The sequence below is a fragment of the Azotobacter chroococcum genome (assembly GCF_002220155.1).
In the GTDB taxonomy this organism is placed as follows: Bacteria; Pseudomonadota; Gammaproteobacteria; order Pseudomonadales; family Pseudomonadaceae; genus Azotobacter; species Azotobacter chroococcum.
Genome location: NZ_CP011835.1, coordinates 2551275 through 2572491, shown reverse-complemented (window position 1 = coordinate 2572491; position 21217 = coordinate 2551275). Strand labels below are relative to the sequence as shown.

The window sequence follows — 21217 nt, the reverse complement described above, 5'->3', positions numbered from 1 at the left end:
CCCAGGACGTTGATCGCATTGCGAGGTTCGATCATGAAATGTCGCGCGGGCTGTGGTGCCTGCTGTATTGCCCCCTCCATCAGTTCGCCGCTCCCGGGCATGCCGCTTGGCAAGCCGGCGGGCGAGCGTTGCCTGCATCTTTCCGTGGACAATCTGTGCGCCTTGTTCGACAAGCCCGAGCGGCCGGCGGTGTGTTCTGCCTTCGGGGCGGATGCGGCTGTCTGCGGCAGCAGCCGTGAGGAGGCATTACAGTTGATCGAGTGGCTGGAAGGGGAGACGGGCTGATGCAGATCTGGGCGATGCTGGCGCTCGATGCCTGGTCAACAGTTCGGCAACAAATAAAAAAGGCTGCGTAAACGCAGCCTTTTTTCCGCCAGGGGAAAGCGCTTAGCGCTTTTCCACCGGGACGAAATCGCGCTTCTCGTAGCCGGTGTACAGCTGGCGCGGACGGCCAATCTTGTACGGGCCGGAGAGCATTTCCTTCCAGTGGGAGATCCAGCCGACGGTACGTGCCAGGGCAAAGATCACGGTGAACATGCTGGTCGGAATGCCGATGGCCTTGAGGATGATACCGGAGTAGAAGTCGACGTTCGGGTAGAGATTGCGCTCCTTGAAATAAGGATCGTTGCGCGCAATTTCTTCCAGCTTCATGGCCAGTTCCAGCTGGGGATCGTTGATGCCCAGTTCGGACAGCACTTCGTCGCAGGTCTGCTTCATGACCTTGGCGCGCGGGTCGAAGTTCTTGTAGACGCGATGGCCGAAGCCCATCAGCTTGAAGGGATCGTTCTTGTCCTTGGCCTTGGCCACGAACTTCTCGATGTTGGAAACATCGCCGATCTCGTCGAGCATGGTCAGCACGGCTTCGTTGGCGCCGCCGTGTGCCGGACCCCACAGGGCCGCGATGCCGGCAGCGATACAGGCGAACGGGTTGGCACCCGAGGAGCCGGCCAGACGCACGGTGGAGGTGGAGGCGTTCTGCTCGTGGTCCGCATGGAGGACGAAGATGCGATCCATGGCCTTGGCGACTACCGGGCTGATCGGCTTCACTTCACACGGAGTGTTGAACATCATGTGCAGGAAGTTTTCCGCGTAGTCCAGATCGTTACGCGGATACATCATCGGCTGGCCGAGGGAATACTTGTAGACCATGGCAGCCAGGGTCGGCATCTTGGCGACCAGGCGAATGGCGGAGATTTCACGATGCTGCGGATCGTTGATGTCGAGCGAGTCGTGATAGAAGGCGGAGAGGGCGCCGACGACACCGCACATGACGGCCATCGGGTGAGCATCACGACGGAAGCCGTTGAAGAAGTTCTTCAGTTGTTCATGAACCATGGTGTGGTTCTTGATATTGCTGACGAACTTCGCTTTCTGATCGGCGTTCGGCAGTTCGCCGTTCAGCAGCAGATAACAAGTTTCCAGATAATCGGATTTTTCTGCGAGTTGCTCGATCGGATAACCGCGGTGCAGCAGGATGCCATTGTCACCGTCGATATAGGTAATCTTCGATTCGCAGGAGGCGGTAGACATAAAGCCAGGATCGAAGGTGAAACGGCCCGTTGAGGTCAGTCCCCGTACATCAATCACATCGGGACCGACAGTGCCGGTTAGGACGGGCAGTTCAACGGTTTTGTCCCCGATGTGCAACTGCGCTTTGTTGTCAGCCATGGGTGGCCTCCTTTTTGAGCTTTCTGCTAGGTATCTTCGGCGGGTCCCAGGCGGAGCCGCCTCTATCTATAGAGCGTCACTATAGAGGTGACGAGTCTGAAAGCAATCTGCACCAAAGTAGTAGTGGAGCGCTCGTTTCAGAACGGATTGCACGCAAAAAGAAACTATTTACGTGATTAGTGGCGATCGCGCAATCACTACTTTGTTGAGGGCGCTTGCGTTGTCATTAGTACCCTAACTGTCTATACTCGGCAACCGACCGCCAGAGGCTTTGAAGCCGCGTATTCTGGCGGTTGCCGCTCTCTGGGTGGTGGGTACCTGACCAGTGCACATCCCAACAACTTCGCCCTGCTCGCCAGGGCTCTCACAGTGAATGAAAGCCGTGAAAAGCCAACGACCTGTAAACCTAGACCTTAGGACAATCAAACTTCCTGTCACTGCTTACACGTCCATTCTTCACCGTATCTCTGGTGTCGTCCTCTTCCTGGGGATTGTCGTGCTGCTGTCCTGGCTCGACAAGTCTCTGTCGTCGGAGGAAGGCTTCGAGCAGGTGAAAGGGTATCTGGCCAGTCCGCTGGTCAAGCTGGTGGCATGGGGCCTGGTGTCTGCATTGCTGTACCACCTGGTGGCCGGCGTGCGCCATCTGATCATGGACATGGGCATCGGTGAAACGCTGGAAGGCGGCACCAAGGGCTCGAAAATCGTTATCGGCGTTTCGGTGGCGCTGATCCTGCTGTCGGGAGTTTGGATATGGTAACCAATGTCACGAATTTCTCGCGCTCGGGTCTTTACGACTGGATGGCTCAGCGTGTCTCCGCGGTCATTCTCGCGGTATACACCCTCTTCCTGCTGGGTTACCTGTTCTTCAGTTCGGATCTGACCTACGCCGACTGGCATGGCCTGTACTCCTCTACCGGCATGCGGGTCTTCAGTCTGCTGGCCCTCGTCGCGTTGAGCGTGCATGCCTGGGTTGGCATGTGGACCATCTCGACCGACTACCTGACTCCGATGGCGCTGGGCAAGCTGGCGACCGTTGTGCGTTTCCTCTTCCAGGCCGCGTGTGGCATCGCCATGTTCGCGTTTTTCGTCTGGGGTGTGCAGATTCTTTGGGGTATCTGATTCATGGCTAACATTCGTACGCTTTCCTTCGACGCAATCATCGTCGGCGGTGGTGGTGCTGGCATGCGTGCTGCCCTGCAACTGGCTCAGGGCGGTCACAAGACTGCAGTAGTCACCAAGGTATTTCCGACCCGTTCGCACACCGTGTCTGCCCAGGGCGGCATCACCTGCGCAATCGCCTCGGCCGACCCGAACGACGATTGGCGCTGGCACATGTACGACACCGTCAAGGGCTCCGACTACATCGGGGACCAGGACGCCATCGAATACATGTGCTCGGTCGGCCCCGAAGCCGTATTCGAACTCGAGCACATGGGTCTGCCGTTCTCCCGTACCGAAACCGGCCGCATCTATCAGCGTCCGTTCGGTGGCCAGTCCAAGGACTATGGCAACGGCGGCCAGGCTGCCCGTACCTGCGCTGCTGCCGACCGTACCGGTCACGCGCTGCTGCACACCCTGTATCAGGGCAATCTGAAGAACAACACCACTTTCCTCAACGAGTGGTACGCAGTCGATCTGGTGAAGAACCAGGACGGCGCCGTGGTCGGCATCATCGCCATCTGCATCGAAACCGGCGAAACCGTCTACATTCGCTGCAAGGCCGTGGTTCTGGCCACCGGCGGTGCCGGTCGCATCTACGCCTCGACCACCAACGCCCTGATCAACACCGGTGACGGCGTGGGCATGGCCCTGCGTGCCGGCGTGCCGGTTCAGGACATCGAGATGTGGCAGTTCCACCCGACCGGCATCGCCGGTGCCGGCGTGCTGGTGACCGAGGGTTGCCGTGGCGAGGGTGGCTACCTGATCAACAAGCACGGCGAGCGCTTCATGGAGCGTTATGCTCCGAACGCCAAGGACCTGGCCGGCCGCGACGTGGTGGCGCGCTCCATGGTCAAGGAAATCATCGCCGGCAACGGCTGTGGCCCGGATGGCGACCACGTGCTGCTGAAACTCGACCACCTCGGCGAGGAAGTACTGCACAGCCGTCTGCCCGGCATCTGCGAACTGTCCAAGACTTTCGCCCATGTCGACCCGGTGACCGCTCCGGTTCCGGTCGTGCCGACCTGCCACTACATGATGGGTGGCGTGGCCACCAACATCCATGGTCAGGCCATCACCCAGGACGCCAACGGCAACGACAAGATCATCGAAGGCCTGTTCGCCGTGGGCGAAGTGGCATGCGTATCCGTGCACGGCGCCAACCGCCTGGGCGGCAACTCGCTGCTCGACCTGGTTGTGTTCGGCCGCGCCGCCGGTCTGCACCTGGAGAAGGCGCTCAAGGAAGGCATCGAATACCGCGGTGCTTCCGAGTCCGACCTCGACGAGTCGCTCAAGCGCCTGTCCGGCGTGAACGAGCGCAGCAGCGGCGAAGAAGTCGCTCCCCTGCGCAAAGAGCTGCAGAACTGCATGCAGAACTACTTCGGCGTGTTCCGTACCGGCGAATACATGCAGAAGGGTATCGCCCAACTGGCCGAACTGCGCGAGCGCGTCGCTCAGGTCAAGATCAACGACAAGAGCCAGGCGTTCAACACCGACCGCATCGAGGCGCTCGAGCTGCAGAACCTGCTCGAAGTGGCCGAGGCCACCGCGATCGCTGCGGAAACCCGCAAGGAGTCCCGTGGTGCCCACGCCCGTGAGGACTTCGAGGAGCGTGACGACAAGGAATGGCTGTGCCACACCCTGTATTTCCCGGGTGAGAAGCGCGTGGCCAAGCGTGCCGTCAACTTCGCGCCGAAGACCGTTCCGGCGTTTGAACCCAAAGTGCGTACCTATTAAGGGTTATCGATATGTCGCTGCCCAAGACATTGCAAGTTAGCGTTTATCGCTACAATCCGGAGCAGGACTCTGCTCCCTACATGCAGAATCTGAACGTCGACATCGATGGCAAGGACCTGATGGTTCTCGATGTCCTGGCCCTGATCAAAGAGGGTGACAGCAGCTTCTCCTACCGTCGCTCCTGCCGTGAAGGCGTCTGCGGTTCCGACGGCATGAACATGAACGGCAAGAACGGCCTGGCCTGCATCACCCCGCTGTCCAGCACGGTGACCGACGGCAAGCTGGTGATTCGCCCGCTGCCCGGCCTGCCGATCATCCGCGACCTGGTCGTGGACATGAGCATCTTCTACAAGCAGTACGAGAAGGTGCAGCCCTACCTGCAGAACAATACTCCCGCCCCGGCCATCGAGCGTCTGCAGAGCCCGGAAGAGCGCGAGAAGCTGGACGGTCTCTACGAGTGCATCCTGTGCGCTTGCTGCTCGACCTCCTGTCCGTCCTTCTGGTGGAACCCGGACAAGTTCCTCGGTCCCGCTGCACTGCTGCAGGCCTATCGCTTCCTGGCCGACAGCCGTGACACCAAGACCCAGGAGCGTCTGGCTGCCATGGATGACCCGTTCAGCGTATTCCGTTGCCGCGGCATCATGAACTGCGTGTATGTCTGCCCGAAAGGCCTGAACCCGACCAAGGCCATCGGTCACGTGCGCGACATGCTGCTGCGTAGCGGTACCTGATCGGCTCTTGGCAACACCGTATACCTGTGGCGTCGGGAGCAATCCTGGCGTCGCAGGCAAAGCTGGATCCGCAGCTCATGAAGCCGCGCTCCTATGAAGAATTTGACTAGCAGGGGCATCCGGGCAAATGTCCGGACTATCTGTGGGATCCGTAGTGGCTTTACCAAAGTCGCTGCTCCATGACTTTGGATCGACCATGTGCGGCTCGCGCCGGTGGTGTCCCCTCACAAGGGTGACCAAGCATGCAAGATAGCGTTATGCAGCGCATGTGGAACAGTGCCCACCTTTCCGGTGGAAATGCTGCTTATGTGGAAGAGCTCTACGAGCTCTACCTCCACGACCCCAATGCTGTGCCCGAAGAGTGGCGCACCTACTTCGAGAAACTGCCCGCCGACGCCGGTATCTCCACTGACGTTCCGCACGCTCCGGTCCGTGACCAGTTTGTCTTGCTGGCGAAAAATCAGCGTCGCGCACAGCCGGTCGCAACCTCCAGCGTAAGCACCGAACACGAGAAGAAGCAGGTCGAAGTCCTGCGTCTGATCCAGGCCTATCGCACGCGCGGCCATCAGGCCTCGCAACTGGACCCGCTCGGTCTGTGGGAGCGCACTGCGCCTTCCGACCTGTCGATCACCCATTACGGGCTGACCAACGCCGATCTGGATACCATCTTCCGTACCGGTGAACTCTACATCGGCAAGGAAGAGGCGACCCTACGCGAAATTCTGCAGGCGTTGCAGGAGACATATTGCCGCACTATCGGCGCAGAGTTCACGCATATCGTCGATTCTGAGCAGCGCAACTGGTTCGCCCAGCGCCTGGAAAGCGTGCGCGGTCGTCCGGTGTTCTCCCGCGAGGTGAAGAGCCACCTGCTCGAGCGTCTGACCGCTGCCGAAGGCCTGGAGAAGTACCTGGGCACCAAGTACCCGGGCACCAAGCGTTTCGGTCTGGAAGGCGGCGAGAGCCTGGTTCCGGTTGTCGACGAGATCATCCAGCGCTCCGGCTCCTACGGCACCAAGGAAGTCGTCATCGGCATGGCCCACCGCGGCCGTCTGAATCTGCTGGTCAATGCGCTGGGCAAGAACCCGCGCGACCTGTTCGACGAGTTCGAAGGCAAGAAGCTGGTCGAGCTGGGCTCCGGTGACGTGAAGTACCACCAGGGCTTCTCTTCCAACGTGATGACTCCGGGTGGCGAAGTGCACCTGGCCATGGCGTTCAACCCGTCGCACCTGGAAATCGTCTCCCCAGTGGTCGAGGGCTCCGTACGCGCCCGTCAGGACCGTCGCGGCGACACCGCCGGCGGCCAGGTGGTACCGATCTCCATCCATGGTGACTCGGCCTTCGCTGGCCAGGGCGTGGTGATGGAAACCTTCCAGATGTCGCAGATCCGCGGCTACAAGACGGGCGGTACCATCCACATCGTGGTCAACAACCAGGTTGGCTTCACCACCAGCAACCCGGCCGACACCCGCTCCACCGAGTACTGCACCGATCCGGCGAAGATGATTCAGGCGCCGGTTCTGCACGTCAACGGTGACGATCCGGAGGCCGTGCTGTTCGTGACCCAACTGGCCGTCGACTACCGCATGCAGTTCAAGCGCGACGTGGTTATCGACCTGGTCTGCTACCGCCGTCGCGGCCACAACGAGGCCGACGAGCCGAGCGGCACCCAGCCGTTGATGTACAAGCAGATCGCCAAGCAGCGTACCACCCGCGAGCTGTACGCCGACGCCCTGGTCAAGGAAGGCAGCCTGAGCCAGGAAGAAGTCCAGGCCAAGGGTGACGAGTACCGTACCGCGCTGGACAACGGTCAGCACGTGCTCAAGAGCCTGGTCAAGGAGCCGAACACCGAGCTGTTCGTCGACTGGACCCCGTACCTGGGCCACGCCTGGACTGCCCGCCACGACACCAGCTTCGACCTGAAGACCCTGCAGGAGCTGAACGCCAAACTGCTGCAGATCCCGGAAGGTTTCGTGGTCCAGCGCCAGGTCGCCAAGATCCTCGAGGATCGCGACCGTATGGGCGTCGGCGCCATGCCGATCAACTGGGGCTGCGCCGAGACCCTGGCCTACGCCACCCTGCTGAAGGAAGGCCATCCGGTGCGTATCACCGGCCAGGACGTCGGTCGCGGCACCTTCTCGCACCGTCATGCTGCGCTGCACAGCCAGAAGGATGCCAGCCGCTACATCGCGCTGCAGAATCTTTACGAAGGGCAGCCGACGTTCGATCTGTACGACTCCTTCCTCTCGGAAGAGGCCGTGCTGGCCTTCGAATACGGCTACGCCACTACCACGCCGAACGCGCTGGTGATCTGGGAAGCCCAGTTCGGCGACTTCGCCAACGGTGCCCAGGTGGTGATCGACCAGTTCATCAGCAGCGGCGAGACCAAGTGGGGCCGTCTGTGCGGTCTGACCATGCTGCTGCCGCACGGCTACGAAGGCCAGGGTCCGGAGCACTCCTCCGCCCGTCTGGAACGCTACCTGCAGCTGTGCGCCGAGCAGAACATCCAGGTCTGCGTGCCGACCACCCCGGCGCAGGTCTACCACATGCTGCGTCGCCAGGTGATCCGCCCTCTGCGCAAGCCGCTGGTGGTCCTGACGCCGAAGTCGCTGCTGCGCCACAAGTCGGCGATCTCCACCTTGGAAGACCTGGCTCACGGTTCCTTCCATCCGGTTCTGCCGGAGGTCGACAGCCTCGATCCGAAGAAGGTCGAGCGTCTGGTCATGTGCAGCGGCAAGGTCTACTACGACCTGCTGGACAAGCGTCGTGCCGAGGGTCGCGAGGACATCGCCATCGTCCGCATCGAGCAGCTCTATCCGTTCCCGGAAGAGGAGCTGGCCGAGGTCATGGCGCCCTACACCAACCTCAAGCACGTGGTCTGGTGTCAGGAAGAGCCGATGAACCAAGGTGCCTGGTATTGCAGCCAGCATCACATGCGTCGTGTCGCCAGCGCGCATCAGAAGGACCTGCTCCTTCAGTATGCCGGTCGCGAAGCCTCGGCCGCCCCGGCTTGCGGTTACGCGTCGATGCATGCCGAGCAGCAGGAAAAACTGCTGCAGGATGCTTTCACTGTTTAACGCCTTCTCGCAGAAGCAACGAATCAATAGGAACTTTAGATAATGGCTATCGATATCAAAGCCCCGACTTTCCCGGAATCGATCGCGGACGGCACCGTCGCCACCTGGCACAAGAAGCCCGGCGAAGCTGTCAAGCGTGACGAGCTGATCGTCGACATCGAGACCGACAAGGTCGTGATGGAAGTGCTTGCTGAAGCGGACGGCGTGATTGCCGAGATCGTCAAGAACGAAGGCGACACCGTGCTCAGCGGCGAACTGCTCGGCAAGCTGACCGAAGGCGGCGCTGCCACTGCCGCTCCGGCTGCCGTCCCGGCTCCGGCCGCTGCCGCTCCGGCTGCCACTGCTGCTCCGGCCGCCGCCGAAGCGCCGATCCTGTCCCCGGCTGCCCGCAAGATCGCCGAGGAAAACGCCCTCGCTGCCGACAGCATCACCGGCACCGGCAAGGGTGGTCGCGTCACCAAGGAAGACGCGGTCGCTGCCGTGGAGGCCAAGAAGTCCGCTCCCGCCGGCCAGCCGGCTGCCGCCGCCGCTGCTCCGCTGTTCGCCGCCGGCGATCGCGTCGAGAAGCGCGTGCCGATGACCCGCCTGCGTGCCAAGGTCGCCGAGCGTCTGGTCGAGGCCCAGTCCTCCATGGCCATGCTGACTACCTTCAACGAAGTCAACATGAAGCCGGTCATGGAACTGCGCGCCAAGTACAAGGACCTGTTCGAGAAGACCCACAATGGCGTGCGCCTGGGCTTCATGTCCTTCTTCGTCAAGGCCGCTGTCGAGGCCCTGAAGCGCCAGCCGGGCGTCAATGCCTCCATCGACGGTAACGACATCGTCTACCACGGCTACCAGGATATCGGCGTGGCCGTGTCCAGCGATCGTGGCCTGGTGGTGCCGGTCCTGCGCAACGCCGAGTTCATGAGCCTGGCGGAAATCGAGGGCGGCATCAACGAGTTCGGCAAGAAGGCCAAGGCCGGCAAGCTGACCATCGAGGAAATGACCGGCGGTACCTTCACCATCTCCAACGGTGGTGTGTTCGGCTCCCTGCTGTCGACCCCGATCGTCAACCCGCCGCAGACCGCCATCCTCGGCATGCACAAGATCCAGGAGCGCCCGATGGCCGTCAACGGCCAGGTGGTCATCCTGCCGATGATGTACCTCGCCCTGTCCTACGATCACCGTCTGATCGATGGCAAGGAAGCCGTTACCTTCCTGGTGACCATGAAGGATCTCCTGGAAGACCCGGCTCGCCTGCTGCTGGATATCTGATCCAAGACCGCAAGCTGCCCGCACGTGCCTCCGAGGAGGCTCGTGCTGGCGGCTTTACGCCGCTTTAAAGAAGAGGATTCGCTATGAGCCAGAAGTTCGACGTGATTGTGATTGGTGCAGGCCCCGGCGGCTATGTGGCGGCCATCAAGGCTGCCCAGCTCGGCCTCAAGACTGCCGTGATCGAGAAGTACAAGGGCAAGGAAGGCAAGCTTGCGCTGGGCGGCACCTGCCTGAACGTGGGCTGCATTCCCTCCAAGGCCCTGCTGGACAGCTCCTACAAGTTCCACGAGGCACACGAGAGCTTCAAGCTCCACGGCATCAGCACCGGCGAAGTCGCCATGGACGTGCCGACCATGGTCGCCCGTAAAGACCAGATCGTGAAGAACCTCACCGGTGGTGTCGCCTCGCTGATCAAGGCCAACGGCGTCACCCTGTTCGAAGGTCATGGCAAGCTGCTGGCCGGCAAGAAGGTCGAGGTCACCGCGGCCGACGGCAGCACCCAGGTGCTCGATGCCGAGAACGTCATTCTCGCCTCCGGCTCCAAGCCGGTGGAAATCCCGCCGGCTCCGGTCGACCAGGACGTGATCGTCGACTCCACCGGCGCCCTGGACTTCCAGAGCGTTCCGGGCAAGCTCGGCGTGATCGGTGCAGGCGTGATCGGTCTGGAGCTGAGCTCGGTCTGGGCCCGCCTGGGTACCGAAGTGACCGTGCTGGAAGCCATGGACAAGTTCCTCCCGGCCGTCGACGAGCAGGTTGCCAAGGAAGCCCAGAAGATTCTCACCAAGCAGGGCCTGAAGATCCTGCTGGGCGCCCGCGTCATCGGCACCGAGGTCAAGGGCAAGCAGGTCACCGTCAAGTTCACCGATGCCGAAGGCGAGAAGTCGCTGACCTTCGACAAGCTGATCGTCGCGGTCGGCCGTCGTCCGGTGACCACCGATCTGCTGGCCGCCGACAGCGGCGTGACCATGGACGAGCGTGGCTTCATCTATGTCGACGACTACTGCGCGACCAGCGTGCCGGGCGTCTACGCCATCGGTGACGTGGTGCGCGGTGCGATGCTGGCCCACAAGGCTTCGGAAGAGGGCGTGATGGTCGCCGAGCGCATCGCCGGCCACAAGGCCCAGATGAACTACGACCTGATTCCGGCGGTGATCTATACCCACCCGGAAATCGCCACCGTGGGCAAGACCGAGCAGGCCCTGAAGGCCGAGGGCGTGGCTGTGAACGTCGGTGTCTTCCCGTTCGCTGCCAGCGGCCGCGCCATGGCTGCCAACGACACCGCCGGCTTCGTCAAGGTCATCGCCGATGCCAAGACCGACCGCGTGCTGGGCGTTCACGTGATTGGCCCGAGCGCCGCCGAACTGGTCCAGCAGGGTGCCATCGCCATGGAGTTCGGCAGCAGTGCCGAAGACCTCGGCATGATGGTCTTCTCGCACCCGGCCCTGTCCGAGGCGCTGCATGAGGCCGCCCTGGCGGTCAGCGGACATGCAATTCACATTGCCAACCGCAAGAAGTAATCACGTAACAAGGCAACACCACGCGGCAGACAATCCGCTGCAGCTCTTGCGAGCTGCAGCGGAGCGTCTGCCGCGCTGTTTTCGCTGGTATGGTATGGTCATGATTACCGTGGCAGCATGGGGCAGGAACCCTGCTGTGCAAGGACAGCCCATAAAAACCAGAACGGTAAACAGACATGAATCTCCATGAATATCAGGGCAAGCAGCTTTTTGCCGAATATGGTTTACCCGTATCCCGAGGCTTTGCCGCCGAGACCCCCGAGCAAGCGGCAGAAGCCTGCGACAAAATCGGTGGCAGCAGCTGGGTGGTGAAGGCCCAGGTGCATGCCGGTGGTCGTGGCAAGGCCGGCGGCGTCCGGCTGGTCAAGAGCCGGGAGGAGGCGAGGGACTTCGCCGTCAGCTGGCTGGGCAAGCGACTGGTGACCTATCAGACCGATGCCGCCGGACAACCGGTCGGCAAGATCCTGGTCGAGGCGTGCACCGAGATAGAGCGGGAGCTTTACCTGGGGGCAGTGATCGACCGCTCCAGCCGCCGCATCGTCTTCATGGCCTCGACCGAGGGTGGGGTGAACATCGAAAAGGTCGCCCACGACACGCCCGAGAAGATCCTCAAGGCCACCATCGACCCCCTGCTCGGCGCCCAGCCGTTCCAGGCCCGTGAGCTGGCTTTCCAGCTGGGCCTCGAGGGTGACCAGCTCAAGCAGTTCACCCACATCTTCATTGGCCTCGCCAAGCTGTTCCAGGAGCACGACCTGGCTCTGGTGGAGGTGAACCCGCTGGTGATCCAGAAGGACGGCAATCTCCTCTGTCTGGATGCCAAGATCAATCTCGACAGCAACGCCTTGTTCCGCCAGCCCAGGCTGCGTGCGATGCACGACCCGTCCCAGGACGATCCCCGCGAGGTGCATGCGGCGAAGTGGGAGCTGAACTACGTGGCCCTCGAGGGCAATATCGGCTGCATGGTCAACGGCGCCGGCCTGGCCATGGGCACCATGGACATCGTCAACCTCCATGGCGGCAAACCGGCCAACTTTCTCGACGTCGGCGGCGGCGCGACCAAGGAGCGGGTGACCGAGGCGTTCAAGATCATTCTCTCCGACGCCAACGTGAAGGCCGTACTGGTCAACATCTTCGGCGGCATCGTGCGCTGCGATATGATCGCCGAGGGCATCATCGGCGCGGTCCGCGAGGTCGGCGTCAAGGTGCCGGTGGTCGTCCGCCTGGAGGGCAACAACGCCGAGCTGGGCGCCGAGACACTGGCGCACAGCGGTCTGAACATCATTGCGGCCAGCAGCCTGACCGATGCGGCAGTGCAGGTAGTCAAGGCAGCGGAGGGCAATCCATGAGCATCCTGGTCAACAAGGACACCAAGGTCATCTGCCAGGGTTTCACCGGCAGCCAGGGGACCTTCCACAGCGAGCAGGCCATGGCCTACGGCACCCGCATGGTCGGCGGCGTGACCCCGGGCAAGGGCGGCACCACCCATCTCGGTCTGCCGGTATTCAACACGGTTCGGGAAGCCGTGGCGGCCACTGGCGCCGACGCCTCGGTGATCTACGTGCCGGCGCCGTTCTGCAAGGACTCAATCCTCGAGGCGGCCTTCGCCGGCATCCCGCTGATCGTCTGCATCACCGAAGGCGTGCCGACCCTCGACATGCTGCAGGTCAAGCTCAAGTGCGATGAGCTGGGCGTGCGGTTGATCGGCCCCAACTGCCCGGGTGTGATCACCCCCGGCGAGTGCAAGATCGGCATCCAGCCGGGCAACATCCACCTGCCGGGCAAGGTCGGCATCGTGTCCCGCTCGGGGACCCTGACCTACGAGGCGGTGAAGCAGACCACCGACGCCGGTTTCGGCCAGTCTACCTGCGTGGGCATCGGCGGCGATCCGATCCCGGGCTCCAGCTTCATCGACATCCTCCGCCTGTTCCAAGACGATCCGCAGACCGAAGCCATCGTGATGATCGGCGAGATCGGCGGCAGCGCCGAGGAGGAGGCGGCGGCCTACATCAAGGCGAACGTCACCAAGCCGGTGGTTTCCTACATTGCCGGCGTCACCGCGCCGTCCGGCAAGCGCATGGGGCACGCCGGCGCGATCATCTCCGGCGGCAAGGGCACCGCGGACGAAAAGTTCGCCGCCCTGCAGGATGCCGGCGTGAAGACCGTGCGCTCCCTGGCGGATATCGGCAAGGCCCTGGCCGAGCTGACCGGCTGGGAAATGCAGCACTCCTGAAACCATCGGCGTTTCTTGCAGGAAAATGCCAGTCGGTTCCGCCGACTGGCATTTTTTCGTTGTCCGGGTAAAGTGACGGGCTTCTCGCGTCGCGGCATTCCGATAATAAAAAGGAGCATTGATGTTCAGCGCCGATAGTTATCTACCCCATCTGTTCGCGGTCATCTGGTTCGCGCTCTGCTGGGGGGGATATACCCGCTATGCGACCTGGAAGGGGCGCGATACCCCCTGTCTGGCCAGCATCATGCACCTCTATCGCGAGGACTGGATGCGCCGTCTGCTGCTGCGTGACAGCCGCATCGCCGATGCCAGCGTGATCGGCAGCCTGGAGCGCAGCGCTTCCTTCTTCGCCTCCAGCACGCTGATCATCCTCGCCGGCATTCTCACCGTGCTGGGTTCGTCCGAGCGCGCGGTTTCCCTGCTGGCCGAGCTGCCCTTCGTCCAGGTGGCCAGTCGTGAGCTCTCCGAAATCAAGCTGCTCTGCCTGAGCGTGGTGTTCGTCTATGCCTTCTTCACCTTCACCTGGTGCATGCGGCAGTACAACTTCGCGGCGGTGCTGGTCGGCGCCGCGCCCATGGTGGGCGAGCGGCATGTCACCGAGCAGGAGCGCAAGGCCTTCGCCGAGCGTGTCGCACGGGTCATCTCGCTGGCGGCCAACCAGTTCAACTTCGGTCTGCGCGCCTACTATTTCGGCCTGGCCATGCTGGCCTGGTTCATCAACCCCTGGGTGTTCATGCTGGTCACGGCGGGCGTGGTCATCGTGCTGTACCGCCGGGAGTTCCACTCCGAGGTGCTGGAGGTGATGGTCTACACACCGACCCCACCGCTGGTGCCCCTGAAGGAAGAGAAGTGATTCCCCCCTGCAAGCAGGTCTCCCGATGAAACGGCTGCTGGCCAACCCCTATCTGCTGCTCACCCTGGCGTCGCTGTTCTGGTCGGGAAACCTGGTGATGGGCCGCGGGCTGCGCGCCGACCTGCCACCGGTGGGGCTGGCGTTCTGGCGCTGGACCACCGCCTTCCTGCTGGTCCTGCCGCTCGCCCTGCCGCACCTGCGCAGCCAGTGGCCGGCCCTGCGCGCCGGGTGGCCGGCGGTACTCCTGCTCGGCGTGCTGGGCGTCGGCGGCTACAACACCTTCTCCTATATCGCCCTGCAGTACACCACGGCGACCAGCGCCATCCTGCTCAACTCCTTCATTCCCGTGGCGACCATCGCCCTGGCTTTCCTCTTCTTCGGCAAGCGCCTCAGTCGTCAGGAGGCTCTGGGCGTGGCCGTCTCGCTGGCTGGGGTGATGATCCTGGTGGCCCAGGGCAGTCTCGACACCCTGCTGGCCCTCAGCCTGAACATTGGTGATCTGTGGATGCTCGCGGCGGTGCTGTCCTGGGGGCTCTATACCGTGGGCCTGCAGTGGCGGCCGCAAGGTGTGCATCCGATGCTGCTGCTTGGCGCATGCATTGCCGTCGGCCTGCTGGCCCAGGCGCCGGTCTACGCCTGGGAGATCGCGGCGGGACGCTCGATCGTGGTCAATGCGCAGTCCATCGGCGGCATCCTCTACGCGGGCGTGGTGGCGGCCTTCCTCGGCTTTCTCTGCTACAACGCGGGTGTCGCTGCCATCGGGCCGGCGCGGGGCTCGCTGTTCATCCACCTGATGCCGGTGTTCGGCACCATCCTCTCGGCGCTGCTGCTGGGCGAGCGGCCGCAGCTCTACCATCTCGCCGGCATCGCCCTGGTCTTTGCGGGGATCGCGCTGACCATGCGCCGCCCGGCCGCGGCCAGGGGGGCGACGCTGCCAGCCGGCGAATCCCGCCCCTGAGCGGTTCCAGGCTCAGGGCCGGGCGATTTCCTCGCCTGCTGCTTCGCGCGGCAGCAGCAGGTCGAGGAGGATCGCCGTCAGGCCACCGGTGGTGATCGCCGAATCGAACAGGTTGCGTACAATCTCGGGCATCTGCAGTAGCAGTTGCGGTTGTGCGGCGATGCCCAGGCCGACGCCGAGGGAGGCGGCGACGATCAGGATGTCGCGGCGGTCCAGGGCGCTGCGGGCGAGGATGCGGATGCCGGCGGCGGCGACGCTGCCGAACATGATCAGGGTGGCGCCGCCCAGCACCGGCTTGGGAATCTGCTGCAGCAGCGCACCGAGCACCGGGAACAGGCCGAGGGTGAAGAGGATGGCGCCGATGTACAGGCCGACATGGCGGCTGGCCACACCGGTCATCTGGATCACCCCGTTGTTCTGCGCGAAGGTGGTGTTGGGAAAGGCGCCGAGGCTGGCGGCGATCAGGCAGCTGACGCCGTCGCCGAGCACGCCGCCCTTGAGCCGGCCCAGGTAGGACGGGCCGGAGAGCGGCTGGCGCGACAGCAGGCAGTTGGCGGTGAGGTCGCCGACCGTCTCGATGGTGCTGATCAGGTAGACCAGCGCCACCGGCACGAAGGCCGCCCAGGCGAAGTCGAAGCCGTAGCGGAAGGGCTGCGGCAGGCTGACAGGTGGCAGCTCGGGCAGCGGCTGTGGCACGAAGCGGCCGCAGAGCCAGGCCGCCAGGCTGCCGAGGGCGAGGGCGACGATGATCGCCGACAGGCGTACCCAAGGGCGCGGCGAGCGGTTGAGCAGGACGATGGTCAGCAGCACCAGCGCACCCAGGGCGAGATTGCCCGGCGCGCCGAAGTCCGCGGCACCGAAGCCGCCACCGATATCGGTGATGCCGACCTTGATCAGGCTGACGCCGATCAGGGTGATGACGATGCCGGTGGTCAGCGGGCTGATCACCCGGCGCAGCTGGCCGATGAAGCGGCTGAGGACGATCTGCACGAAGGCACCGAGAAAGCACACGCCGAAGATCAGTGCGAGGATCTCCTCGGGGCCGCCGCCGCGGTTCCTGGCCAGCAGGCCGGCGGCAAGCACCGCGCCGAGAAAGGTGAAGCTGGTGCCCTGCAGGCAGATCATCCCGGCGCCGATGCCCAGCGGCCGCCAGGCCTGGAGGAAGGTGCCGATGCCGGAAACCAGCAGCGCCATGCTGATCAGGTAGGGCAGCTGTGCGCCGAGGCCGAGCGTCGCGCCGATCACCAGCGGCGGGGTGATCACCCCGACGAAGCTGGCGAGGATGTGCTGCAGGGCGGCGAACAGCGCCGCAAGCGGGGCGGGGCGGTCATCCAGACCGTAGATCAGTTCGGCAGGAGACTGCTCTTGCATGACGGCATCGACCTCGGGCGAAGGGGCGCAAAAAGACGAGCACGAAAACGACAATGCCCGCATCCTGCGATACGGGCATTGTCAGCGGCGGCCGCCGGGACCGCCAGCCTTTCAAGGGCGGGCGACTCAGTCTTCCAGCGGACCCATGGCCGTGGTGTTGAAGCCGCCGTCGACATACAGGATCTCGCCGCTGATGCCCGAAGCCAGGTCGGAGCAGAGGAAGGCGCCGGCATTGCCGACCTCATCGATGGTCACGTTGCGGCGCAGCGGGGTCTGGCGCTCGTTGGCGGCGAGCATCTTGCGGAAGCTGGCGATGCCGGAGGCGGCCAGGGTGCGGATCGGGCCGGCGGAGATGCAGTTGACGCGGGTGCCTTCCGGGCCGAGGCTGGCAGCCAGGTAGCGCACGCCGGCCTCCAGGCTGGCCTTGGCCATGCCCATCACGTTGTAGTTGGGCATGGTGCGTTCGGCGCCCAGGTAGGACAGGGTCAGCAGGCTGCCGTTGCGGCCCTTCATCATCTCGCGGCCGGCCTTGGCCAGGGCAACGAAGCTGTAGGCGCTGATGTCGTGGGCGATCTTGAAGCCTTCGCGGGTGGTGACGTCGGTGAAGTCGCCGTTGAGCTGATCGCCCGGGGCGAAGCCGACCGAATGGACGATGCAGTCCAGGCCATCCCACTTCTTGCCCAGTTCCTCGAAGACCTTGGCGATGTCCTCGTCGTTGGCCACGTCGCAGGGGAAGCACAGCTCGGGGCTGGAACCCCAGCCGGCGGCGAACTCCTCGACGCGGCCCTTGAGCTTGTCGTTCTGATAGGTAAAGGCCAGTTCGGCGCCTTCGCGGTGCATCGCGGCGGCGATACCGGAGGCGATGGACAGTTTGCTGGCGACGCCGACGATCAGTACGCGCTTACCGGCGAGAAATCCCATGGATCAGTTCCTCTTCTAGTTAATCGGCGCTGCCGGGAGCCAGGAAGGCGGCCTCCAGCAACTGCCGTGTATAAATATGTTGCGGGTCGGCGAAGATGTCCCGCGCCGGCCCCTGTTCGACCACCTGTCCCTGTCTGACCACCATCAGCTGGTGACTGAGCGCCTTGACCACCGCCAGGTCGTGGCTGATGAACAGGTAGGTCAGCTCGTACTTGCGCTGCAGCGAGCGCAGCAGCTCCACCACCTGGCGCTGCACCGTGCGGTCGAGCGCCGAGGTGGGCTCGTCCAGCAGGATCAGCTCCGGCTTCAGCACCAGCGCCCGGGCGATGGCGATCCGCTGCCGCTGTCCGCCGGAAAATTCATGCGGATAGCGGTGACGGGTTTCCGGGTCCAGGCCGACCTCCCGAAGCGCCTCGACGATCGCCAGCTCCTGCTCGGCCGGCGTTCCCGGGCCATGGATGCGCAGGCCCTCGCCGACGATCTGGCCCACCGACATGCGCGGGCTGAGACTGCCGAAGGGGTCCTGGAAGACCACCTGCATTTCCCGCCGCAGCGGGCGGATCTCGCGCTGCGACAGGCCGTTCAGGGGTTGGCCGCGGAAGCGGATCGAGCCCTGGCTGGAAAGCAGGCGCAGGATCGCCATGCCGAGGGTGGATTTGCCGGAGCCGCTTTCGCCGACGATGCCCAGGGTCTGTCCCCGGTGCAGGGTGAAGCCGATGCCATCCACCGCCTTCACATGGTCGACCGTGCGGCGCATCAGGCCCTTCCTGATCGGGAACCAGACACGCAGATCCTCGACCTCCAGCAGCGGCTCGCCGACCGGGTTGTCTGCCGGTTCGCCGCGAGGTTCCGCACCGAGCAGTTCCTGAGTATAGGGGTGCTTCGGCGCATGGAAGATTTCCTCGCAGCCGGCCTGTTCGACGATGCGACCGCCGCGCATGACACAGACCCGCTGGGCGGTGCGCCGCACCAGGTTGAGGTCGTGGGTGATCAGCAGCAGCGCCATGCCCAGGCGGGCCTGCAGGTCCTTGAGCAGCTCGAGGATCTTCAGCTGCACGGTGACGTCCAGCGCCGTGGTCGGCTCGTCGGCGATCAGCAGCTCCGGCTCGTTGGCCAGGGCCATGGCGATCATCACCCGCTGCCGCTGGCCGCCGGAGAGTTCGTGGGGATAGGCCTTGAGGCGCTTGTGCGGTTCGGGAATGCCGACCAGTTCGAGCAGCTCCAGGGTGCGCGCGGTGGCGGCGGCGCCGCGCAGGCCCTTGTGCAGGGCGAGGACCTCGTTGATCTGCTTCTCGATGCAGTGCAGCGGGTTCAGTGAGGTCATCGGCTCCTGGAAGACCATGGCGATGCGGTTGCCGCGGATGCCGCGCAGCTGGCGCTCGTCGAGCTTGAGCAGGTCCTGCCCGCCGTAGCGGATGCTGCCGGCCGGGTGGCGGGCCAGCGGATAGGGCAGCAGGCGGAGGATGGAGTGGGCGGTGACCGACTTGCCGGAGCCGCTCTCGCCGACCAGGGCCAGGGTCTCGCCCCGGCGGATGTCGAAGCTGACGCCTTCCACCACGCGCTGCACCCGATCGCCGCCGACGAACTCGACCGCCAGGTCGCGGATTTCGATGAGGTTCTGCGAATCGTTCATCTCACTTCCTAGGATCGAAGGCATCGCGCGCCGCCTCGCCGATGAACACCAGCAGGCTGAGCATCAGCGCCAGCACCACGAAGGCGCTGATCCCCAGCCAGGGCGCCTGCAGGTTGGCCTTGCCCTGGGCGACCAGTTCGCCGAGGGACGGCGCGCCGGGCGGCAGGCCGAAGCCGAGGAAGTCCAGGGCGGTGAGGGTGCCGATGGCGCCGGTGAGGATGAAGGGCATGAAGGTCATGGTCGAGACCATGGCGTTGGGCAGGATGTGGCGGTACATGATCGCACTGTTGCCCATGCCCAGGGCGCGGGCGGCGCGCACGTACTCCAGGTTGCGGCCGCGCAGGAATTCGGCGCGCACCACGTCGACCAGGCTCATCCAGGAGAACAGCAGCATGATGCCCAGGAGCCACCAGAAGTTCGGCTGCACGAAGCTGGCCAGGATGATCAGCAGGTAGAGCACCGGCAGGCCGGACCAGACCTCCAGGAAGCGCTGGCCGAGCAAGTCGACCCAGCCGCCGTGGAAGCCCTGCAGGGCGCCGACGAGGACACCGATGAGCGAGCTGAGCAGGGTCAGGGTAAGGGCGAACAGCACCGAGATGCGGAAGCCGTAGATCACCCGGGCGAGCACGTCGCGGCCCTGGTCGTCGGTGCCCAGCCAGTTGACCCCCGATGGCGGCGCCGGCGCCGGAACGCTCAACTCGTAGTTGATGCTCGAATAGCTGAAGGGGATCGGCGGCCAGAGCATCCAGCCGTCCTTCTCGGCGATCAGGTTCTGAATGTAGGGGCTCTTGTAGTTGGTGCTCAGCGGGAATTCGCCGCCGAAGGTGGTTTCCGGATAGCGCTTGAGCACCGGGAAGTACCAGCCACCGTCGTAGTGCACGACCAGCGGCCTGTCGTTGGCGATCAGCTCGGCACCGAGGCTGGCGACGAACAGCGCGAGGAACAGCCAGAGCGACCACCAGCCGCGCTTGTGCGCCTTGAAGAGTTCCAGACGGCGCCGGTTGAGGGGAGTCAGCTGCATCTTCAGCTCTCCCGGCTTTCGAAGTCGATGCGCGGATCGACCAGGGTGTAGGTGAGATCGCCGATCAGTTTCACGACCAGTCCCAGCAAGGTGAAGATGAATAGGGTGCCGAACACCACCGGATAGTCGCGGTTGATCGCCGCCTCGAAGCTCAGCAGGCCCAGGCCGTCGAGGGAGAAGATCACCTCGATCAGCAGTGATCCGGTGAAGAACAGGCCGATGAAGGCCGACGGGAAACCGGCGATGACGATCAGCATGGCGTTGCGGAACACGTGTCCGTAGAGCACGCGGTTCTTCGACAGGCCCTTGGCGCGGGCGGTGACCACATACTGCTTGTTGATCTCGTCGAGGAAGCTGTTCTTGGTCAGCAGGGTGAGGGTGGCGAAGTTGCCGATCACCAGCGCGGTCACCGGCAGGGCCAGGTGCCAGAAGTAGTCGAGGATCTTGCCTCCCAGGCTGAGTTCGTCGAAGTCGTTCGAGGTCAGCCCGCGCAGCGGGAACCAGTCGAAGTAGCTGCCGCCGGCGAACAGCACGATCAGCAGGATGGCGAACAGGAAGGCGGGGATCGCGTAGCCGACGATGATCGCCGAGCTGGTCCAGACGTCGAAGGCGCTGCCGTGGCGAACCGCCTTGGCTATCCCCAAGGGAATGGACACCAGGTACATGATCAGGGTGCTCCACAGCCCCAGGGAGATCGATACCGGCATCTTCTCGAGGATCAGGTCGACGACCGTGGCGTCGCGGAAGAAGCTCTCGCCGAAGTCCAGCTTCAGGTAGCTGGTCAGCATCAGCCAGAAGCGCTCGTGGGCCGGCTTGTCGAAGCCGTACATGCGCTCGATCTCGGCGATCAGCTCCGGGTCCAGGCCCTGGGCACCGCGGTAGTGGGAGCTGCCGGCGGAAACCTCGCTGCCGCCGCCGGAGATGCGCCCGGTGGCACCGCCGGCGGCCGCCTCGAAGCCTTCCAGCCTGGCGATGGCCTGTTCCACCGGGCCGCCGGGTGCGGCCTGGATGATGACGAAGTTGAGCAGCAGGATGCCGAGCAGGGTCGGCACGATCAGCAGCAGGCGGCGCAGGATATAGGCGAACAT

18 protein-coding genes are annotated in these 21217 nt (G+C 63.9%); 12 read left to right on the top strand and 6 right to left on the bottom strand.

The window, feature by feature from the left end:
• Positions 1 to 33 precede the first annotated feature (33 nt).
• Positions 34 to 285, top strand: coding sequence for a YkgJ family cysteine cluster protein (locus ACG10_RS11715; RefSeq protein WP_089168345.1), 252 nt, complete (start codon positions 34 to 36; stop codon positions 283 to 285).
• 102 nt (positions 286 to 387) lie between these two features.
• On the opposite strand, the gene gltA is transcribed toward ACG10_RS11715, so the two are convergent.
• A complete protein-coding gene (gltA, locus tag ACG10_RS11710; RefSeq protein WP_089168344.1) occupies positions 388 to 1668 on the bottom strand; it encodes a citrate synthase in 1281 nt (426 codons plus the stop codon).
• A 373-nt stretch (positions 1669 to 2041) separates the two neighbouring features.
• Between gltA and sdhC the strand changes: the two genes are divergently transcribed.
• The 11 genes from sdhC to ACG10_RS11655 all read left to right on the top strand — a co-directional run bounded on the left by sdhC (position 2042) and on the right by ACG10_RS11655 (position 15183).
• Positions 2042 to 2425, top strand: a complete 384-nt coding sequence (gene sdhC / locus ACG10_RS11705; RefSeq protein ID WP_169531105.1) for a succinate dehydrogenase, cytochrome b556 subunit — start codon at positions 2042 to 2044, stop codon at positions 2423 to 2425.
• Positions 2419 to 2787 carry a succinate dehydrogenase, hydrophobic membrane anchor protein gene (gene sdhD / locus ACG10_RS11700; protein WP_039803699.1) on the top strand — a complete coding sequence of 123 codons (369 nt, stop codon included), beginning with the start codon at positions 2419 to 2421 and terminating at the stop codon, positions 2785 to 2787. The genes sdhC and sdhD overlap by 7 nt, the downstream gene beginning before the upstream one ends.
• 3 nt (positions 2788 to 2790) lie before the next feature.
• Entirely contained in the window at positions 2791 to 4563 is a 1773-nt protein-coding gene (gene sdhA, locus ACG10_RS11695; RefSeq protein WP_039803701.1) for a succinate dehydrogenase flavoprotein subunit, read from the top strand.
• A gap of 11 nt (positions 4564 to 4574) precedes the next feature.
• Positions 4575 to 5294, top strand: a complete 720-nt coding sequence (locus ACG10_RS11690; protein WP_039803703.1) for a succinate dehydrogenase iron-sulfur subunit — start codon at positions 4575 to 4577, stop codon at positions 5292 to 5294.
• Between the two features lie 242 nt (positions 5295 to 5536).
• On the top strand, positions 5537 to 8368 hold the full coding sequence (locus ACG10_RS11685; RefSeq protein WP_089168343.1) for a 2-oxoglutarate dehydrogenase E1 component: 2832 nt from the start codon (positions 5537 to 5539) through the stop codon (positions 8366 to 8368).
• Between the two features lie 42 nt (positions 8369 to 8410).
• On the top strand, positions 8411 to 9625 hold the full coding sequence (sucB, locus tag ACG10_RS11680; RefSeq protein WP_089168342.1) for a dihydrolipoyllysine-residue succinyltransferase: 1215 nt from the start codon (positions 8411 to 8413) through the stop codon (positions 9623 to 9625).
• 83 nt (positions 9626 to 9708) lie between these two features.
• Positions 9709 to 11142: a dihydrolipoyl dehydrogenase gene (gene lpdA, locus ACG10_RS11675; RefSeq protein ID WP_039803709.1), complete on the top strand. Its 1434-nt coding sequence runs from the start codon at positions 9709 to 9711 to the stop codon at positions 11140 to 11142.
• 176 nt (positions 11143 to 11318) lie between these two features.
• Positions 11319 to 12488: an ADP-forming succinate--CoA ligase subunit beta gene (sucC, locus tag ACG10_RS11670; protein ID WP_089168341.1), complete on the top strand. Its 1170-nt coding sequence runs from the start codon at positions 11319 to 11321 to the stop codon at positions 12486 to 12488.
• Complete coding sequence (gene sucD, locus ACG10_RS11665; protein ID WP_089168340.1) at positions 12485 to 13372, top strand: succinate--CoA ligase subunit alpha; 888 nt, start codon at positions 12485 to 12487, stop codon at positions 13370 to 13372. Before sucC ends, sucD begins: the two co-directional genes overlap by 4 nt.
• A gap of 121 nt (positions 13373 to 13493) precedes the next feature.
• Positions 13494 to 14225, top strand: a complete 732-nt coding sequence (locus tag ACG10_RS11660) for a DUF599 domain-containing protein (RefSeq protein WP_089168339.1) — start codon at positions 13494 to 13496, stop codon at positions 14223 to 14225.
• A gap of 25 nt (positions 14226 to 14250) precedes the next feature.
• Positions 14251 to 15183, top strand: a complete 933-nt coding sequence (locus ACG10_RS11655) for a DMT family transporter (protein ID WP_089168338.1) — start codon at positions 14251 to 14253, stop codon at positions 15181 to 15183.
• A 12-nt stretch (positions 15184 to 15195) separates the two neighbouring features.
• Here ACG10_RS11655 and ACG10_RS11650 read toward each other — a convergent pair whose 3' ends face one another.
• The 5 genes from ACG10_RS11650 to ACG10_RS11630 all read right to left on the bottom strand — a co-directional run bounded on the left by ACG10_RS11650 (position 15196) and on the right by ACG10_RS11630 (position 21217).
• Positions 15196 to 16554 carry a uracil-xanthine permease family protein gene (locus tag ACG10_RS11650; RefSeq protein ID WP_089168337.1) on the bottom strand — a complete coding sequence of 453 codons (1359 nt, stop codon included), beginning with the start codon at positions 16552 to 16554 and terminating at the stop codon, positions 15196 to 15198.
• 126 nt (positions 16555 to 16680) lie between these two features.
• Positions 16681 to 17475, bottom strand: a complete 795-nt coding sequence (gene fabI, locus ACG10_RS11645) for an enoyl-ACP reductase FabI (protein WP_089168336.1) — start codon at positions 17473 to 17475, stop codon at positions 16681 to 16683.
• 19 nt (positions 17476 to 17494) lie between these two features.
• Positions 17495 to 19108: an ABC transporter ATP-binding protein gene (locus ACG10_RS11640; protein WP_089168335.1), complete on the bottom strand. Its 1614-nt coding sequence runs from the start codon at positions 19106 to 19108 to the stop codon at positions 17495 to 17497.
• A gap of 1 nt (position 19109) precedes the next feature.
• Entirely contained in the window at positions 19110 to 20129 is a 1020-nt protein-coding gene (locus ACG10_RS11635) for an ABC transporter permease (protein WP_089168334.1), read from the bottom strand.
• Positions 20130 to 20131: 2 nt separating this feature from the next.
• Complete coding sequence (locus ACG10_RS11630; protein ID WP_039803724.1) at positions 20132 to 21217, bottom strand: microcin C ABC transporter permease YejB; 1086 nt, start codon at positions 21215 to 21217, stop codon at positions 20132 to 20134.

What these genes read in the sequence shown, in the direction of transcription:
- ACG10_RS11715 (WP_089168345.1), top strand. Translation starts at nt 34, where the DNA reads ATGAAATGTCGCGCGGGCTGTGGTGCCTGCTGTATTGCCCCCTCCATC.
- gltA (WP_089168344.1), bottom strand. Translation starts at nt 1,668, where the DNA reads ATGGCTGACAACAAAGCGCAGTTGCACATCGGGGACAAAACCGTTGAA.
- sdhC (WP_169531105.1), top strand. Translation starts at nt 2,042, where the DNA reads ATGAAAGCCGTGAAAAGCCAACGACCTGTAAACCTAGACCTTAGGACA.
- sdhD (WP_039803699.1), top strand. Translation starts at nt 2,419, where the DNA reads ATGGTAACCAATGTCACGAATTTCTCGCGCTCGGGTCTTTACGACTGG.
- sdhA (WP_039803701.1), top strand. Translation starts at nt 2,791, where the DNA reads ATGGCTAACATTCGTACGCTTTCCTTCGACGCAATCATCGTCGGCGGT.
- ACG10_RS11690 (WP_039803703.1), top strand. Translation starts at nt 4,575, where the DNA reads ATGTCGCTGCCCAAGACATTGCAAGTTAGCGTTTATCGCTACAATCCG.
- ACG10_RS11685 (WP_089168343.1), top strand. Translation starts at nt 5,537, where the DNA reads ATGCAAGATAGCGTTATGCAGCGCATGTGGAACAGTGCCCACCTTTCC.
- sucB (WP_089168342.1), top strand. Translation starts at nt 8,411, where the DNA reads ATGGCTATCGATATCAAAGCCCCGACTTTCCCGGAATCGATCGCGGAC.
- lpdA (WP_039803709.1), top strand. Translation starts at nt 9,709, where the DNA reads ATGAGCCAGAAGTTCGACGTGATTGTGATTGGTGCAGGCCCCGGCGGC.
- sucC (WP_089168341.1), top strand. Translation starts at nt 11,319, where the DNA reads ATGAATCTCCATGAATATCAGGGCAAGCAGCTTTTTGCCGAATATGGT.
- sucD (WP_089168340.1), top strand. Translation starts at nt 12,485, where the DNA reads ATGAGCATCCTGGTCAACAAGGACACCAAGGTCATCTGCCAGGGTTTC.
- ACG10_RS11660 (WP_089168339.1), top strand. Translation starts at nt 13,494, where the DNA reads ATGTTCAGCGCCGATAGTTATCTACCCCATCTGTTCGCGGTCATCTGG.
- ACG10_RS11655 (WP_089168338.1), top strand. Translation starts at nt 14,251, where the DNA reads ATGAAACGGCTGCTGGCCAACCCCTATCTGCTGCTCACCCTGGCGTCG.
- ACG10_RS11650 (WP_089168337.1), bottom strand. Translation starts at nt 16,554, where the DNA reads ATGCAAGAGCAGTCTCCTGCCGAACTGATCTACGGTCTGGATGACCGC.
- fabI (WP_089168336.1), bottom strand. Translation starts at nt 17,475, where the DNA reads ATGGGATTTCTCGCCGGTAAGCGCGTACTGATCGTCGGCGTCGCCAGC.
- ACG10_RS11640 (WP_089168335.1), bottom strand. Translation starts at nt 19,108, where the DNA reads ATGAACGATTCGCAGAACCTCATCGAAATCCGCGACCTGGCGGTCGAG.
- ACG10_RS11635 (WP_089168334.1), bottom strand. Translation starts at nt 20,129, where the DNA reads ATGCAGCTGACTCCCCTCAACCGGCGCCGTCTGGAACTCTTCAAGGCG.
- ACG10_RS11630 (WP_039803724.1), bottom strand. Translation starts at nt 21,217, where the DNA reads ATGTTCGCCTATATCCTGCGCCGCCTGCTGCTGATCGTGCCGACCCTG.